This window comes from Paenibacillus phyllosphaerae (genome assembly GCF_014192105.1).
Classification (GTDB): Bacteria; Bacillota; Bacilli; order Paenibacillales; family Paenibacillaceae; genus Paenibacillus_Z; species Paenibacillus_Z phyllosphaerae.
Map to the genome: position 1 here is coordinate 152,036 of NZ_JACHXK010000007.1, position 16,604 is coordinate 168,639.

At 56.5% G+C, this 16,604-nt stretch carries 12 protein-coding genes; all 12 read left to right on the forward strand.

What is annotated here, in order from left to right; translation table 11 throughout:
* Positions 1-47 precede the first annotated feature (47 nt).
* Positions 48-1,301: an MFS transporter gene (locus tag FHS18_RS17015; protein WP_183601287.1), complete on the forward strand. Its 1,254-nt coding sequence runs from the start codon at positions 48-50 to the stop codon at positions 1,299-1,301.
* Positions 1,298-2,725, forward strand: coding sequence for a M20 family metallopeptidase (locus tag FHS18_RS17020; protein ID WP_183601288.1), 1,428 nt, complete (start codon positions 1,298-1,300; stop codon positions 2,723-2,725). The genes FHS18_RS17015 and FHS18_RS17020 overlap by 4 nt, the downstream gene beginning before the upstream one ends.
* 238 nt (positions 2,726-2,963) lie before the next feature.
* Entirely contained in the window at positions 2,964-3,272 is a 309-nt protein-coding gene (locus tag FHS18_RS17025; protein WP_183601289.1) for a hypothetical protein, read from the forward strand.
* Positions 3,273-3,322: 50 nt separating this feature from the next.
* Positions 3,323-4,291, forward strand: a complete 969-nt coding sequence (locus FHS18_RS17030) for an aldo/keto reductase (RefSeq protein WP_183601290.1) — start codon at positions 3,323-3,325, stop codon at positions 4,289-4,291.
* Positions 4,292-4,410: 119 nt separating this feature from the next.
* Positions 4,411-5,520, forward strand: a complete 1,110-nt coding sequence (locus tag FHS18_RS17035; protein ID WP_183601291.1) for a sn-glycerol-3-phosphate ABC transporter ATP-binding protein UgpC — start codon at positions 4,411-4,413, stop codon at positions 5,518-5,520.
* A gap of 41 nt (positions 5,521-5,561) precedes the next feature.
* Positions 5,562-8,519 carry an extracellular solute-binding protein gene (locus tag FHS18_RS17040; RefSeq protein ID WP_183601292.1) on the forward strand — a complete coding sequence of 986 codons (2,958 nt, stop codon included), beginning with the start codon at positions 5,562-5,564 and terminating at the stop codon, positions 8,517-8,519.
* Positions 8,503-9,405 (forward strand): carbohydrate ABC transporter permease, encoded by a 903-nt coding sequence (locus tag FHS18_RS17045; protein WP_183601293.1) that lies wholly within the window; start codon positions 8,503-8,505, stop codon positions 9,403-9,405. The genes FHS18_RS17040 and FHS18_RS17045 overlap by 17 nt, the downstream gene beginning before the upstream one ends.
* A gap of 16 nt (positions 9,406-9,421) precedes the next feature.
* Positions 9,422-10,291, forward strand: a complete 870-nt coding sequence (locus FHS18_RS17050) for a carbohydrate ABC transporter permease (RefSeq protein WP_183601431.1) — start codon at positions 9,422-9,424, stop codon at positions 10,289-10,291.
* A gap of 14 nt (positions 10,292-10,305) precedes the next feature.
* Positions 10,306-12,456, forward strand: coding sequence for a YIP1 family protein (locus FHS18_RS17055; RefSeq protein ID WP_343060558.1), 2,151 nt, complete (start codon positions 10,306-10,308; stop codon positions 12,454-12,456).
* Positions 12,453-14,717, forward strand: a complete 2,265-nt coding sequence (locus tag FHS18_RS17060) for a DUF5696 domain-containing protein (protein WP_183601294.1) — start codon at positions 12,453-12,455, stop codon at positions 14,715-14,717. The genes FHS18_RS17055 and FHS18_RS17060 overlap by 4 nt, the downstream gene beginning before the upstream one ends.
* 3 nt (positions 14,718-14,720) lie before the next feature.
* Entirely contained in the window at positions 14,721-15,590 is an 870-nt protein-coding gene (locus tag FHS18_RS17065) for a carbohydrate ABC transporter permease (protein ID WP_183601295.1), read from the forward strand.
* 19 nt (positions 15,591-15,609) lie between these two features.
* Positions 15,610-16,584: a carbohydrate ABC transporter permease gene (locus tag FHS18_RS17070; RefSeq protein WP_183601296.1), complete on the forward strand. Its 975-nt coding sequence runs from the start codon at positions 15,610-15,612 to the stop codon at positions 16,582-16,584.
* Positions 16,585-16,604 lie beyond the last annotated feature (20 nt).

Consider the following 16,604-nt stretch of genomic DNA (forward strand, 5'->3'; position numbering starts at 1 on the left):
TATTCTAATTTTAATGTGACATAAATTACATCATGGAGGCAGAATACATGACAGAAGTGAGCACCAAAAAGCAGCGGAACCTATTATTGGCGCTTTTGTTCCTCGGCTGGTCCATCGGCAATTTTGACCGATACGTCATCAATTACGCCATCGTATTCATGGGGGAAGACCTAGGGTTAAGCGCCACGGCGACCGGCCTCGTACTGAGCAGCTTCTTCCTCGGTTATGCGATCATGCAGATTCCCGGGGGCATGCTCGCCGACCGATTCAATCCGCGATTCGTCATGATTGCCACGATCTTCACGTTATCCCTCTTCACGACCATGACGGCGGTTGCCTGGTCGGTAACTTCCTTAATCATCATTCGTTTTCTTTTCGGGCTTGGCGAAGGCAGCTTCTTCCCGACCGCTTCGAAGTTCATCACGGTCTCGTTCCCTGAGCAGGAACGAAGCAAGGCGCTTTCGGTCGTGCTATCCTCGGCCGGCATCATGAGCATCATAACGGCGCTCGCGGCGGGCGTTCTGCTGGAATCGTTCGGATGGCGCATCCTGTTCGTTTGCGCAGGGGTAGTGGGTCTGTTACTGGCCTTCATTTATCTCAAGCTATTAAAAATCGCTCCGGTCACCCCTTCCGCAAGTGCGGCTAAGACCGCTAGCCCGAAGCAGAAGGTACCGATGAAGCGGCTGCTGAAGAACCCGCTGCTATGGAAGCTGTTCTCCGCTTACTTCATGCTGTACTTCGTGAACTGGGGCTTGTCGTCGTGGATGCCGACCTATCTGAAGACCGTTCGGGAGCTGGATATGGCGACAATCGGCGTTCTTCATATCATTCCGGGCATTGCGACGATTATTGGCATCTATATTAGCGGGTTCTTGCAGGACAGGCTCAAGGTTGAACAGAGCAAGTGGACGGCGATCGGATTCATACTCGTCTCGGCCGTATTGTTATTCCTGATGTACGGCGCACCGTCCGTGGCGTTGTTCTTCACTTATCAGACGTTGATCGCCTTATTGCTTACTTTCGTCTTCGTCCTGATGCCGTCGATCGTCTTGAAAAAAGCGGCTCCCGAGGATGCCGGCTTCGTAGCCGGGTTCGTCAATACCGGCGGCCAGCTTGCGGGCTTCGTCGCGCCGACGGCAATCGGCATCGTCATCGACCAATCCAACGGCTCTTATATGACCACTTTTGCGCTAATGGCAGGCTGTGCGGTGCTTGGCGCGGTCGCATTCGGCACAATGAGCTTCAAGAATTCCGATGCTTCGCGCGGACCTTCCGAAATCGAACATGAGGTGATGACATGAATCCTGCAATCGCAGTTGAAATTAGCGAGCTAATCGAGAATAAGAAGAACACGTTTATCGGCGTAAGCGACCAGGTCTGGGAATATGCGGAGATCCGGTTCGAGGAATTCCTATCGGCGGAGCTGCTGTGCCGGACGCTGGAGGAGGAAGGGTTCCAGGTCGAACGCGAGGCGGGCGGCCTGGCGACGGGGTTCATCGGAAGTTACGGCAGCGGCGCGCCCGTAATCGCGATTCTCGGCGAATTCGATGCGCTGACAAGCTTAAGCCAGCAGGCTGGAGAAGCAGCCGAGAATCCTGTCGTACCGGGAGCGAACGGACATGGCTGCGGCCATAATTTGCTGGGCGCGGGTTCCCTTGCAGCTGCAGTCGCGGTGAAGGATTACATGCAGCGGCATGGGCTCTCCGGTACGGTCCGTTACTACGGATGTCCGGCGGAAGAGAGCGGTTCGGGCAAAGCTTTCATGGCGCGGGCCGGACTGTTCGATGACGTCGACGCGGCGTTCTGCTGGCATCCGGCCACCGTCAATGCCGTAGCCCACTTGTCGACGCTTGCCAATCTTCATGTGCAATTCACGTATAAGGGGATTAGCGCTCATGCCGCGGCAGCGCCCCATCTGGGCAGAAGCGCGCTGGATGCGGTCGAGCTGATGAACGTAGGGTCCAACTATTTGCGCGAGCATATCATCGACCAGGCCCGCATCCATTACGCGATTACGAATTCCGGGGGTCTTGCCCCCAATGTCGTGCAGGCGGAGGCGGAAGTGGACTACTTGATTCGCGCGCCGAAGGCTTCGCAGGTGCTGGAGCTGTTCGAACGGGTCAAAGATGTCGCACGGGGAGCGGCGCTCATGACCGGCACGACGATGACGTACCGGATCGAAGGCGGCGCTTCGAACCTGATCCCGAACGCTTCCTTGGAGCGGGTCATGCACGGATTCATGAAGGAACTCGAGCTTCCGCGCTACTCCGAAGAGGACGTGGCATATGCAGCGGCAATCTTCGAGACGATTCCGGCGGCAGACAAGCAGAGCGCGGCCATGCAGGTCGGCAAGGAAGCAGCCGCTATGCTGGAGCGCCGGCCGCTGGCAAGCTTCGTCGCCCCTTATCAAGAACGGCTCATGGTCATGCCCGCCTCGTCTGATGTCGGAGATGTGAGCTGGAACGTACCAACCGCCCAATGCGGAACGGTCACCTGGGCCTATGCGACTCCGCTGCATGCGTGGCAGACGGTCGCGCAAGGGAAGAGCTCCTACGCGCATCAAGGGATGCTGCTGGCAGGCAAGACCATTGCTTGTACCGCAATCGCTGCATTAACAGATGCCGATTTGATCGCGTCGGCTAAAGCGGAGCTTAAGGAAAGACTTGCCGGGGAATCGTATGTGTGCCCGATACCAGCGGATGTAAACCCGCCGAAGAAGGGCTAGCCGGAAGCAATCATAAGGAATATGTTGGAACAAGATACAAAAATAATGGTGTTGACGAACAGTAGGGTTCATGTTAAATTTTACATACTCTATTGAAATAGTAGGAATTAAAGTTCAGACGCTCACTAGTTAACTGGAGGCGTATGACATCGGCGGGTTGTGCCTGGTGTCATGCGCCTCTTTTTCGTGTGGCGTTCGAAGGCAAGACAAGATTCTAAGATCGCGAGAGGGGACGCGCATGGCAAGAGAGAGCGATTCAAGCCTGTTGGAATGGCCCGATTTGGCCTTTCACCATTACTGCCTGAAGGTGTATCGGCTGAATCGAGGCGTCTATAATACGATCGATCAGTGGTTGTTCGACCATGGATATCAGACGATCAGAGGCAGGCGGTCAATGATTCTAAGGTTTCTGGAGCATTACGCGAATCGGCTAGTCCGGGAAGATGACAAGACGCTGTCGTTCGGAAAAGGAAAACTGATCGTGGAATTGAGCCTGTTCACTGCACAGGCAAATACGGCTCAGGCCGATCTGCCGACAGCCAACTAACGGCGTCGAACGCATCGCATTCTATCATTCATTGAAGAGGAGCATGAACAATGGAATATCGTAAATTCGGCAGAACGGGACTGAAGGTATCGGCGATAAGTTTAGGCACGATGGCATTCGGCAGATGGATCGACGAGGAAGCATCGGCGGTCATTCTGGATCAAGCGCTGGACCAGGGCATCAATCTGGTCGATACGGCAAATGTATACGGCGCGGGAGAATCCGAACGGATCCTCGGCCGGTTGCTCAAGGAAAGACGCCACGATATCGTACTGGCCACGAAGGTGCATGGCCGGGTCGGCGAAGGCGTGAACGATGGGGGACAGAGCCGCTATCATATTTTTAAGGCCGTCGAGGACAGCTTGAAACGGTTGAATACCGACTACCTGGATCTGTATCAAGTGCACCGATTCGACCCTCACACGCCGCTGGAAGAAACGCTGCGCGCGCTCGACGATCTGGTTCGCCAAGGGAAGGTCCGCTATATCGGCGCTTCCAATTTCGCGGCCTGGCAGCTGGCCAAGGCGCATGGCGTCAGCGCCCTGCACGGCTTGGAGCGGTTCGAGAGCCTGCAGCCGGAATACAGCCTGATCTCCCGCGAGATCGAGCAGGAGATCATTCCGTTCGTGCAATCGGAACAAGTGGCCGTCATCGTCTACAGCCCTCTCGGCAGAGGCATTCTGTCCGGCAAGTATCGTGCCGGAGAGGCGGCGCCGAAGGATTCCCGCCTTGCCGCCGGCGAGCAGCGGCTCGAACAGCTGCTGGAGAAGAACGCGCTGGCCGTAGCCGAAGCGATCAAGCCGCTGGCGGAGGAGCGGGGCTTAACGCCAGCCCAGTTCGCGCTGTCTTGGGTGCTCAGCCGCCCTGGCATTACATCGGCGATTCTCGGCGCCTCCAAACCGCACCATATTGCGGAAGCGGCGGCAAGCTGGGATGTGCGTTTGACGGAATCGGAGCTTACGCAAGTTGACGAGGCGCTCTCGAAGCTTGCGCAAGGGAAGATCTCCGTGCTTCACTAACGGACAATTACTGGACAACTACATAGGAATCTACCTTTCGAAGGGGGATATCTTGGCAAGCATACGCGGCTGGATATCCCTGTTTTTTATTCGGAACGCACAAGATTGGAGGAGGTAAGGTGGCAGGCGTTCGCATTCAGCATTTGTATAAGCGTTACGGCAAGGGTCAACAAGCCGTCGTGTCGGATTTTCAACTGGATATTCAAGACAAGGAATTCATCGTGTTCGTCGGCCCGTCCGGCTGCGGCAAGTCGACCACGCTGCGGATGATCGCGGGGCTCGAGGACATCTCCGAAGGCGAGATTTATATCGACGATCAGCTGGTCAACAAGCTGCCGCCGAAGGACCGGGACATCTCGATGGTCTTCCAGAATTATGCGCTCTACCCGAACTTGAGCGTGTACGAGAATATTGCGTTCGGCCTGCGTATGCGCAAGCTGCCCAAGCATGAGATCGACCTGGCCGTCAAGCACGCGAGCCGTATACTGGAGATCGAGCCTTATCTGCAGCGTAAGCCGAAGGAGCTCTCCGGCGGACAACGCCAGCGGGTTGCCTTGGGACGGGCGATCGTCCGCAATCCGAAGCTGTTCTTGATGGATGAGCCGTTATCGAACCTGGACGCGAAGCTGCGGGTGACGATGCGAATGGAAATTACGAAGCTGCACAAGAAACTCGGCACGACGTTCATCTACGTGACGCATGACCAGGTGGAAGCGATGACCATGGCGGACCGGATCGTCGTCATGAAAGGCGGCATCATCCAGCAGTGCGATACGCCTGAACTCGTCTATTCCAAGCCTGCGAATCTATTCGTCGCGGGGTTCATCGGATCGCCGCCGATCAATTTCATCCACGGCCGCATCGCCCAGACGCCGCAAGGCCGGTTGGAGTTCCAGACCAACCGGTTCCAGATCAGGCTGAACGAGACGGCAGAGGATATTTTGCGCCACAATAACCAAGTAAATAAGTCCATAATACTTGGTATTAGACCGGAGAACGTGAAACTCGAAGGTTTATATTCCGAGACGATCATCACCGGCATCTACAAAAATAATGAGCTGATGGGCGCCGACCGGTTCCTCTATTTGGACATCGGTCAAGAGAAGCCGCTGATCGCCCGCGTCGATCCGGATAACCGGTTCAACGAGGATGACAAGGTCAAGGTCGAGCTGGACCTGTCCAAGGCGCACTTCTTCCACAAGGAAACCGGGGAGCGACTAAGGGAGTAGGCCCGCATCGGAAGCGAAGGAGGGAGGAGAGTTCGCTTGTCATGACAACGAAAAAGAAATGGCTATTGAGCACCGGCATCGTCCTCATCGCGGTAGCGCTGCTCGTATCTTGGCGCTCCGGCGATACGAATCTGGAGGCAGCGGCGAAATCGGTACGATTCGACGATCTTGACTCTGCCTTCGAATACGAAGAAGACCCTTATTATAGCGAAGTGCTCGCAGGGTGGCGGGAACAAGGGATTCCCGGCGCTGCCAAGACCGTGAGCATCGATGCTGCCTCAGCTTCGAAAGTATCCGATCCGGCTTCGATTCGGACCGGCAGCTATGAAGGAAAGTCCGGGGTCCTGATCTGGAAGACGGCTTCGGAAGGCTGGGTCGAATACGAGGTGCAAGTCCCGGAGAGCGCCTTGTACGAAATTCATGTTGCTTATAACCCGATTAAGGATGAAGGCCGGAAAGCCCCCATTCAATGGGATGTCGCAATCGATGGCAAACGGCCGTTCCGGGAAGCGTCGGCGGTCGCCTTGTATCGGCTATGGGAAGACGTTAAGCCTATCGTGACCAATAGCGATGGCGACGAGATACGGCCGCGGTCCATCGATGTATCGTCGTGGAGCGTGAAACCGCTCGTCGATTCCGGCGGGGCCTATTCGGAACCGTTGCAATGGTACCTGCCTCAAGGCGTACATACGATTCGGCTGCAAGGCCATGAATCGCTCGCTATCGAGCGGATTCTGCTTGCGCCGAGCACGACTGTCGCAAGTTACGAAGACGTATCCGTGAAGCAGGCAACCATTCCGGAAGTCGATGGAGACGTCATCACGCTGCAAGCGGAGGCGTTCGCCTATAAGAACGATCCGGCAATCAAGCTGTTCTCCGACAAGAATGACCGCACGCAGCCCCGCTACGCGGGAAGAATCAAATACAACACCGTCGGAGGCTTGCGCTGGCTCGAGCAGAATCAGGAGATTACCTGGTCGTTTGACGTACCGAAGAGCGGCTTGTATAAGCTAGGTTTCCGGGCTTTGCAGAACACGATCGCGCAGAAAACGTCCTTCCGGACGGTCAAGATCGATGGCCAGGTGCCATACGAAGAACTGCAAGCTTACGGATTCCCCTATGACGCGAGCTGGCAGGGCGTAATCCTGGAGAATGCCGACGATCAGCCTTATCTCGTCAATTTGACGGAAGGGAAGCACACGCTGTCGCTTGCCGTCACGCTTGCGCCGGTCAAGTCGATCCTGATCGACCTGGAGAAAACCAATGCCCATCTCGATGCGATCGATTGGGAACTTCGGACGGTGACCGGAGCTAACAGCAAGAAGACGATCGACCGGAATCGCACATGGGATATGGAGGTCGACTTCCCGGGGCTGACGGATCGGATGGCGCTTGCGGCCGATGCGATGGAGGCGCTCGCCGAGCGGGTAGCTGCCGCGAACGGCAACAAGGACTCAATCAGCCAAGGCTTAGGAACCTCGGCGAAGGATCTGAGATCCCTGCTGAGCAAGCCGGAGGAAATCCCGTACAACGTGGATGAAATCTCCTCGATGCGGGAGAAGTTCGGCACGTTCATCGATACGCTGATGAAACAATCGCTCCAGCTTGACGAGGTGTACATTATTCCGGCGCAGGGGGAGACGCCTGAGATGGAAGCCGGGTATGTCGCCGGTCTGTGGGGCAGCGTCCAGAACTTTGCCTACTCCTTCGACACGCGGGACAGCTTACGCAAGCTGGACGATACGAAGCTGAATATCTGGGTGCAGCGCGGCCGCGACTACGTCGATCAGCTGCAGCAGCTGGCCGACGAATCGTTCACGCCGGAGACGGGCATCGAGGTCAAAGTCAATTTGCTGCCGAATCCGGAGCTCTTGCTCATGTCGAACGCCGCCGGCGTTCAGCCTGACATCGCCCTTGGCTTGACCCAGGATTTGCCGGTCAATTATGCGATGCGCGGTTCCCTCGTCGACCTGATGAAATTCGAAGATTTCGACGAGCTCTATCCGAGATTCAGTCCCGGTTCGTGGCTTCCTCTCTATTATAACGACGGTTATTACGGCGTGCCGGAGACGCAGTCGTTCCAGGTGCTCTATTACCGGAAAGATATTCTGACGAGGCTGGGAGCCGACATTCCCGATACGTGGGAGGACGTATATGACCTGCTGCCGCTGCTGCAGCAGAACCTGATGAATTTCTACGTCAATCCGAAGGAATTCACGGCCTACTTCTACCAGCACGGGGTCGAATTCTTCGAGCCCGGCGGCGTGAAATCGGGACTCGATACGCCTGAAGCCTACGAGGCGTTCAAACAGTGGACCGATTTGTTCAATACGTATGCGATCGATCGCGAAGTGCCGAGCTTCTACCAGCATTTCCGGAACGGAACGATGCCGATCGGCATCTCCGACTACAACATGTACGTGCAGCTGGCGGCGGCCGCGCCGGAACTGAACGGAAGATGGGGCATTGCGCTGCTCCCGGGCGTCCAGCAATCGGACGGCACGATCAGCCGCTGGGCAGGCGGCGGCCAGCGTACCGGCGTCATCTTCGAGAAGTCGAAGAAGCAAGAGGAGGCGTGGCAGTTCCTGAAGTGGTGGCTGTCTACCGAGACGCAGGAGCAATACGGCTCGGATCTGGAGGCCATGAACGGCGTCGCGTTCCGCTGGAACACGTCGAACGTGGAGGCGTTCCAGCGCCTGCCGTGGAAACGGGAGGATGCGGAAGTCATTCTGGAGCAGTGGAAATGGTACAAGGATATTCCGAACGTGCCGGGCGGCTATTTCCTCGACCGCGAACTGAACAATGCCTGGGTCCGCTCCGTCGTGGGCGCGGCGAACTATATGTCATCGCTCGAGCAGGCGGTGCGGGACATTAACCGCGAGCTGCTGCGCAAACAGCAGGAATTCGGATTTATCGACACTACGGGCAAGCAGGTGAAGGCATTGGATGTGCCTGTCGTGAACCGGCCTTGGGAAGGGATGGATGAAATTGTTGAGTAAGCTGTGGGCGTATCGGAGCTCGTATCTGTTCATTGCGCCTTTCGTCATCTGCTTTGCGCTGTTCATCGTCATCCCGATCATCGCCGCCGTCGGCTTAAGCTTCACGTATTACAACGGGATCGAGAAGCCGCGCTTCATCGGATGGAGCAACTTTCAATACCTGATCTCCCAGGATCTGCTCTTCCTGAAATACGCGCTGTCCAATACGTTCAAATTCGCCGTGATCGTCGGTCCCGGCGGCTATGCCGCTTCGTTCCTCCTCGCGTGGCTTATATCCAGGCTGCGCGGGGGCGTCCGCAAATGGGTGGCGCTGGCGATGTATACGCCGTCGCTGACGATCGGCATCGCGATGACGATCATCTGGCTGCCGCTGCTCTCGGGCGACCGAATCGGTTACTTGAACAGCCTGCTGCTGAAGATCAGCTTCATCGACGTGCCGAAGCTATGGGTGACGGACCCCGATCTGCTCATGAATTCGATGATCGCGGTGACGTTATGGTCCAGCATGGGGGTCGGGTTCCTCGCCATGCTGGCCGGCATTCTGAATGTGGACACGACGCTGTATGAAGCCGGCAAGATCGACGGGATCAAGAACAGCTTTCAAGAGCTGTGGTATATCACGATTCCGTCCATGAAACCGCAGATGCTGTTCGGGGCGGTCATGGCCATCGTGACCACGTTCAAGACAGGAGCGATCGGGGTGGAATTGTCGGGACAGAACCCGACCCCCGAGTATGCCGGCCATCTGATCGTCAATCATATCAACGATTACGGATTCATCCGGTTCGAGATGGGATATGCCGCCGCAATCTCGGTGTTCCTGCTCCTCGTCATGTACGGGGCCAACAAGCTAAGCTTCAGCTTGTTCAATTCGAACGACGAATAACGTTTGCGTCATCTTGATGCAAAGGAGGTGCAATCCGCTGAAACCGTCCGGTCTTGCAGTGAAATTCGGCTTTAACGCGATCATGATCGTATTGTCGCTGCTGATGATTCTGCCGATTATTTATATTTTCAACCATGCCTTCAAGCCTTACCACGAGCTGTTCATCTATCCGCCCCGGTTCTTCGTGCAAGAGCCGAACGTGCAGAATTTCGTGGAGCTATTCTGGGTGACGGCCAATTCGATCGTTCCCGCCTCCCGGTACTTGTTCAACAGCGTATTGATTTCGGTTCTAAGCGTCATCGGCGTTACGCTGGTCAGCGCATTATGCGCTTACCCGCTGTCGAAGCATCCGTTCCCGGGCCGAAATCTGCTGTTCGCCACCATTATTTTGATGCTCATGTTCACGCCGGAGATTATCCAGATTCCCCGTTACCTGGTCGTTAGCAACCTGGGGATCATGAATACCTATTGGGGGCATCTGCTTCCGGTACTGGCTGCTCCGGTCGGCGTGTTCCTGCTGAAGCAGTTCATCGACCAGATTCCGGATGCCTTGATCGAAGCGTCGAAAATCGATGGCGCGAATGAAGTCATTACGTTCCTCCGCGTCATTATCCCGATGTGCATGCCGGCGATCGCGACCGTGGCCATCCTGGCCTTCCAGAACTCCTGGGGCAACGTGGAGACGTCGGCGTTGTTCATGCAAGACGACGAGATGAAGAATTTCCCGTTCTTCCTGTCGACCTTGACGAACAACCTGGCCAACAACGTCGCCCGCCAGGGAGCCGCCGCCGTCGCGGCGCTCATCATGCTCGTGCCGAATTTAATTATCTTCATCATTCTTCAAAGCAAGGTCATCTCTACGATGGCGCATTCCGGAATCAAATAAATGGGGGGAGACGCGTGAACAACAGAAGACTGTGGATGCTTCCCGCCTTATTCCTCTTGCTTGCCGCGACGAACCTCGTCTTGCCGAGCGCTCGGATTGCCGCCTCGCAGCTGCCTTACGATACCTATTATAAGGACGGATTCGGACAGCTGGTGAGGACGCAGGCGGCATACGTGCCGGCAAGCGTGATCGGACAAGATGCGCTGCTGTCGCCCGATGCGGCAGCCTTGCAGGGCGGAGAAGCGAAGGCCCGGGCGCTGAATCAACCGAAGGACCTGTTCGTCGACGAGCGCGACCATATCTACATCGCCGATACGGGGAACAACCGCATCGTCCATCTCGACGCCAACGGCAGCCTCGTCCAGGTGCTGACGGTTGCGGAAAGTCCGCTTAAGAAGCCAAGCGGCGTATTCGTCGATAAGCAAGGGGATATCTATATCGCGGATACCGGCAATAACCGCGTCGTTCGATTGGATGCGGACGGCAAGCTGCTGAAAGTATTCGGCCGGCCCGAATCAAGTTACCTGCCAGCCTCGTTCAAATACGATCCGATCAACCTCGTCGTCGACAAGAGGGGCTTCCTCTACGTGACGACGCTCGGGGCGTATCAGGGCCTCGTACAGCTGGATCCGGAGGGGAAATTCATCGGGTTCTTCGGTCCGAACAAGGTAGCGTTCTCCGTCTTCGACGCGTTCAAGCGCTTCGTGTATACGCGGGAGATGTATCAGCGGGAGCTGAAGAAGCTGCCGGGCGCGATCGCCAATGCGACGATCGATCGGGACGGATTCGTCTATACGGTAACCAAGGAGATCGAGACCGACCAGATCAAGAAGCTGAATATTGCGGGATTGGATCAATTGGCCGGCAAGAGCGATTTTGCTGCGCTGCAGGCCAACCGTTCCTACGGAGAAGTGCTTCATTGGCAGCGCGACATGAGTCCGCAGCTGAATGACGTCACCGTCGACGCTTCCGGCAATATTACGGTGGTGGATTCGATCTGGAATACGGTCAGCCAATACGACCTGAACGGCAATCTGCTGTTCTTCTGGAGCAGCGATGTCATCACGGCCACTTCGAAGACGGGCGTCGTGAAGACGCCGGCGGCGATAGCCGGCAACTCCAAAGGCGAACTGCTCGTCCTGGACGGTACCAATAACTTGATCCAGGTGCTCCGCCTGTCCGCCTTCGGCAAGCTCGTGCACGACGCGAACGCCTTGACGCAGGAAGGACGGTACGAAGAGAGCGAGCCGTTATGGAACGAAGTCAGACGACAGAATGCGCAGTACACACCGGCGATTATCGGGCTGGCCAAAGCCGCCTACAAACAAGAGGATTTCGAACGCGCGCAGCAATTGTTCTACGAAGCGGGCGTCACGGGCGGCTATTCCGAATCATTCTGGCAGAACCGGCTCGAATGGTTCCAACGCAACTTCGGCTTGCTCATGAATATCGTAATCGCGGCAAGTCTCGCGTTTATTATCGGCAGGAAATTGAAGCCCCGCCTTCAAGCGGGCGCGCGCCTGCGGCTGCCGGCCATCGGGCCGCAATCGTTCACGGGCAGGCTATCCCATCTACTCGTCCTGGTGAAGCACCCGATCGACGGCTTCTATGCGATCCGCTACGAGGGCAAGGCTAGTCTGGCCAGCAGTCTGGTCATTCTGACCGGCGCCGTGGCTTCCTTCGGTTACATGGAAGCAAGCACCAGTTTCGTCTTCAATCCGAAAGTGCAGATCGGCGTCGACCTGATTCCGATTACGGTTCAATTCCTAGGCATCTGGCTGGGATGGGTTATCTCCAATTATTTGATCAGTTCGCTGCTGCGCGGGGAGGGCCGCTTCAGGGACGTGTTCTACAGCAGTTCCTACGCCCTATTTCCGATTATACTCATTGGAATACCGGTAACTTTGCTGTCCAAGGCGATGACGCTTAACGAGTTGTCCATCTACAATTTCCTTAAGCTAGCCATTGCCATATGGATCGCGCTGCTGTTCGTATGGATGGTGCAGGGCATTCATAACTATACCTTCATCGAAGCGGTCTTCATCATTGCGTTGTCGCTGCTCGCGCTCACGATCATCGTCATTCTGATCTTCATCCTGATCGCCCTGAGCAACGAGCTGGTCAACTTCATCAATTCCTTGTACCAGGAGGTGATTATCCGATGACGAAGCGCAAGTGGAACGGCTGGCTGCTAGTCCGATTGGCATTCTCCGCCGTCGTGCTCGTGATCACGGGATGGATTGCCTATCTGGTCTGGGATCCTTCGGGCAGCGGGCAGGAGGGCACGGCCTCCGCCGCTTCCTTGTTCGATACGGCAGGCCAATCGCCTTACAAGGCGGGGCTGCCCAGTGAACAGGGGTTCAAGGTATTCGCGGAGACGAATAGTCTCCAGCTGCTCGTCGATGAGACGACCGCCCATTTTCAAGTGGTCCAGAAGGCAACGGGCAACGTATGGCGCTCCTATCCGAACCCCGCGAACTGGAAGGACGAGAAGATCTCGGGCGCCTGGAAGAACAATCTCGCCTCGCCGATCGTGGTCGAGTATGTCAACGCCAAGAACTACAAGTCGTCCTCCGTGACGAACGGCCTCGTCGAGAATCAAGGCTATCTGGAAGATTTCAAGCAGAAGGACAATGGCTTCACCGTTACCTTCGCATTCCCGAAAATTCAATTCAAGATCCCGGTTGAGGTCACGCTGCGCGAGGATTACGTGGAGACCCGGCTGATCGACTCCGGCATCGTCGAAGGGGAGCTTAGCTTGCTGAACGTGAAACTGTATCCGTTGTTCGGCTCGGAGCCTTCTACCGGCCAAGAGGGGTATATTCTGCTTCCCGACGGGTCCGGTTCGCTCATTCAGTTCCAGAGCGACCGCACGATGCCGCAACTGACTTACAATGAGAGCGTCTATGGTCCGGACTTGTCCTACTATAACGAATATACCGATAGGCAACGGATCGCGATGCCGGTATACGGCATGAAGTCGGGCGAGCAGGCTTTCCTGGCGATCATCGCCGAGGGCGAGTCTTACGCGAACGTCTACGCGGCTCCGGCCGGCTCTGTCGGCATCTCCAACTGGGTGACCAGCGAGTGGCAGTACCGCAAACGGTTCTTCCAGAGCGTCAGCAAGAGCTCGGGCGAAGGCTTCTATACTTACAGCGGCGACCGGTTCGTCTCGGACAGCCGGGCAACGCGCTACTATTTGCTGGGTCCGGAGAAGAGCAATTACGCCGGGATGGCCGAGGTTTACCGCAATTATCTCATCGGGGAGAAGGGCGTCACGCCGATCAAGTCGGTCAAGCCCGAGATTCCGCTCTATGTCGATCTGGTCGGGGCCGATATCGAGAAAGGGTTGTTCTTCGATTCGTACTTGAAAGCGACGACGACGGACGAGGCCGAATCCGTCGTGCGCCAGATCCATGAACGCGGCATCGGGCATATGCAGATCCATTACGCGGGCTGGCAGCAGGACGGTTACAGCACGCACGGCGGCTATTTGCCTGTCGATAAGCGGCTGGGCGGCAACCAAGGGATGAAGGATTTCATCGCCTATGCGCACTCGCTCGATATTCCGGTCTATCTGACGGCGGATTATACGCTGAATACGAATGGCGACGACGGTTTCTGGTGGCGAAGGGACGGATTGCGCAATCTGGCGGGTACGGTGCTCGAGGAGCAGCTGAATCCGGACCAGGATGCGAGTACGTACGTCAGTCCGAAATTTTACCGGAAGGTGATCGCCTCCGATCTCGATGCGTACAAGGCGCTGGGCGCCGACGGCATCGATTACGAGGGCGGGATCGCCCAAGAGGTGATTACCGACTTCAATTCCCGCTATTCGGCGAGCCGAGCAGACGTCGTGCAGATTCAACGCGATATTCTGCAGCAGTCCCATGAGACGCTTGGCTCTGTCGTTGCGAGCAACGCCAACTTCTATGCACTGGATAAGCTCGATCATGTCCACCGGCTGACCGGCGATTACTCGTACGACGTGTTCGTGACGGAGCCGATTCCTTTTGCCCAGATCGTGCTGCACGGCCTGAAGACGTATACGCTCGAATGGTCGAACGTGCGCGACGAATGGGACGACGAATTCCTGCGGATGATCGAGTTCGGCGCCTATCCGGCTTATGTGTTGACCGGGGAGCAGGCGGAGAATCTACGCAGGTCGTACTCGGTCTGGTATTACAGCATGAACGTCAAGGATTGGCTCGACCGGATCGAGGAGGAGTACGCGCAAGCCAACGAGGCGCTCGCTCCCGTGCAAGACCGCTTCATCACCGATCACCGGACGCTGGCGGAAGGCGTGAAGGAGACCGTGTACGGCGGGGACTACCGGATTATCGTCAACTACAACGAGACGGCCTATGTGCAGGACGGACTTACGGTGCCGGCCAACAACTTCATCGTCGTCAAAGGAGGCGCTTAAGGGATGAAATTTACCCGCAGGCTGGAAGCCCAAACCTTGCGCAAGTTGGAAGGCTCCTTGTTCATCGCGCCTTGGGTGATCGGCTTCCTCACCTTTGTCGCGTTCCCGCTCGGCTTCTCGCTTTATATGAGCTTTCATCAGGTCAAAATTACCGTGAGCAGCGTCAATTATACGTTCATCGGGTTCCAGCATTACCGGGAAATCTTGATCGCGAACGGCAGTCTGCTCTATGAGCAGCTGTTCCCGTTCCTGCGGGAATCGGCGATGATGATTCCGATCATTCTCGTCTTCTCCTTGCTGGTGGCGATTCTGCTCAATCTGCGGTTCCCGGGCCGCACGCTGTTCCGGGTCATTTTCTTCCTGCCCGTCATCTTCTCGTCCGGCCAGATCGTGCAGGAGTTCATCGCGCAGGGCGAAGGCTCGCTCAGCATCATGGAGACGCTGCGCATCGATTATTATTTGCGGGAGTATGTGCCGGGCGCTTGGGCGGCGCCGATTCAGAAGGTCATGGAGTCGTTCGTGCTCGTCCTGTGGTATTCGGGCGTTCAGATCTTGATCTTCCTCGCGGGACGGCAGACGCTGCCCGCAGCGGTCTATGAGGCTTCGCGAATCGATGGCTCCGGGCCGTGGAATACCTTTTGGAAGATTACGCTGCCGGGTCTGGTGCCGTATATTTTCCTCAATTTGATGTACACGGTCGTCGACCTGTTCACCTTCCCGTCCAACCCGATCGTCAGCATGGTCAATACGACGAACTACGGCAGTTCCAGCGCCTTGGCCTGGATTTATTTCTCGATCATCTTAACGTTCGTGCTCCTTACGCTAGGGCTCTACAGCAGAGTCGACAAGTCGCTCTCGGGCAGCCGTTCGTAACGAAAGGAGGAGCGACTTTATGAAAATCGTGGAGCGTGGGAATGAGCTGGCGACAAGGCTGTACGGGGACCGCAAGCTGCGCGGCAATCTGGAACTGCTGCGTTATCGCGTCCTTGGCGCGGAGATCGATAAAGGTCTGCTGTTCAAAGCCGTCGTCTATTTCATTCTCATCAATGTCGCCTTTATTTATATTAAACCGATCCTGTATATGGTGACGACGATGGTGAAGGACGCGAAGAATATCCTCGATCCATCCGTCATCTGGGTGCCGCGCTCGCTCTATTGGGGTCATCTGCAAGAAGCAAGCGAGATGCTAAATTATGGCCGGAGCTTCCTGATCAGCGTGTCTCTCGCCTCGTCCGTCGCCGTCCTGCAGGTCGTCTCATGCGCGATCGCGGGCTATGCGTTCGCAAGGCTGGACTTTCCGTTCAAGAAACTGTGGGGAGCGCTCTTGCTCTTCACGTTCATCATGCCGCCGCAGATTACGATCCTGCCGTCGATCATGCTCTTCAAGAGCTTCGGCTGGCTGAACACGTTCCTGCCGATGGTCGTTCCCGCTCTCTTCGGCCATGGGCTGAAGGGCGCCTTGTTCGTTATCATTTACCGGTCCTTCTATTCGACGCTGCCGAAGGAGCTCGACGAAGCGGCCAGGATGGACGGAGCGGGGCCGTTCCGCATGTTTTTCCGCGTCATGTTCCCGATCGCCCGTTCGGCGACGGTCGTCGTCGTGCTGTTCTCCTTCGTATGGAACTGGAACGACTTCTACTTCCCGTCGCTCTACATGTTCACGGCGGAGAACGTGCCGCTCTCGATTACGCTCGCTCGGATGGCCGGCGAGATGAAGCTTGCCGAAGGAGCGGGCGAAATCACGGTCTATGCGGAGGCGATCAAGATGGCCGCCTCGTTCCTGATCATCATGCCGCTCCTGGTCGTCTATCTCTTCGCGCAGCGATGGTTCATCGAAGGCGTCGAACGATCGGGTCTCGTCGAGTAGGCGGACATGCATGGCTAACG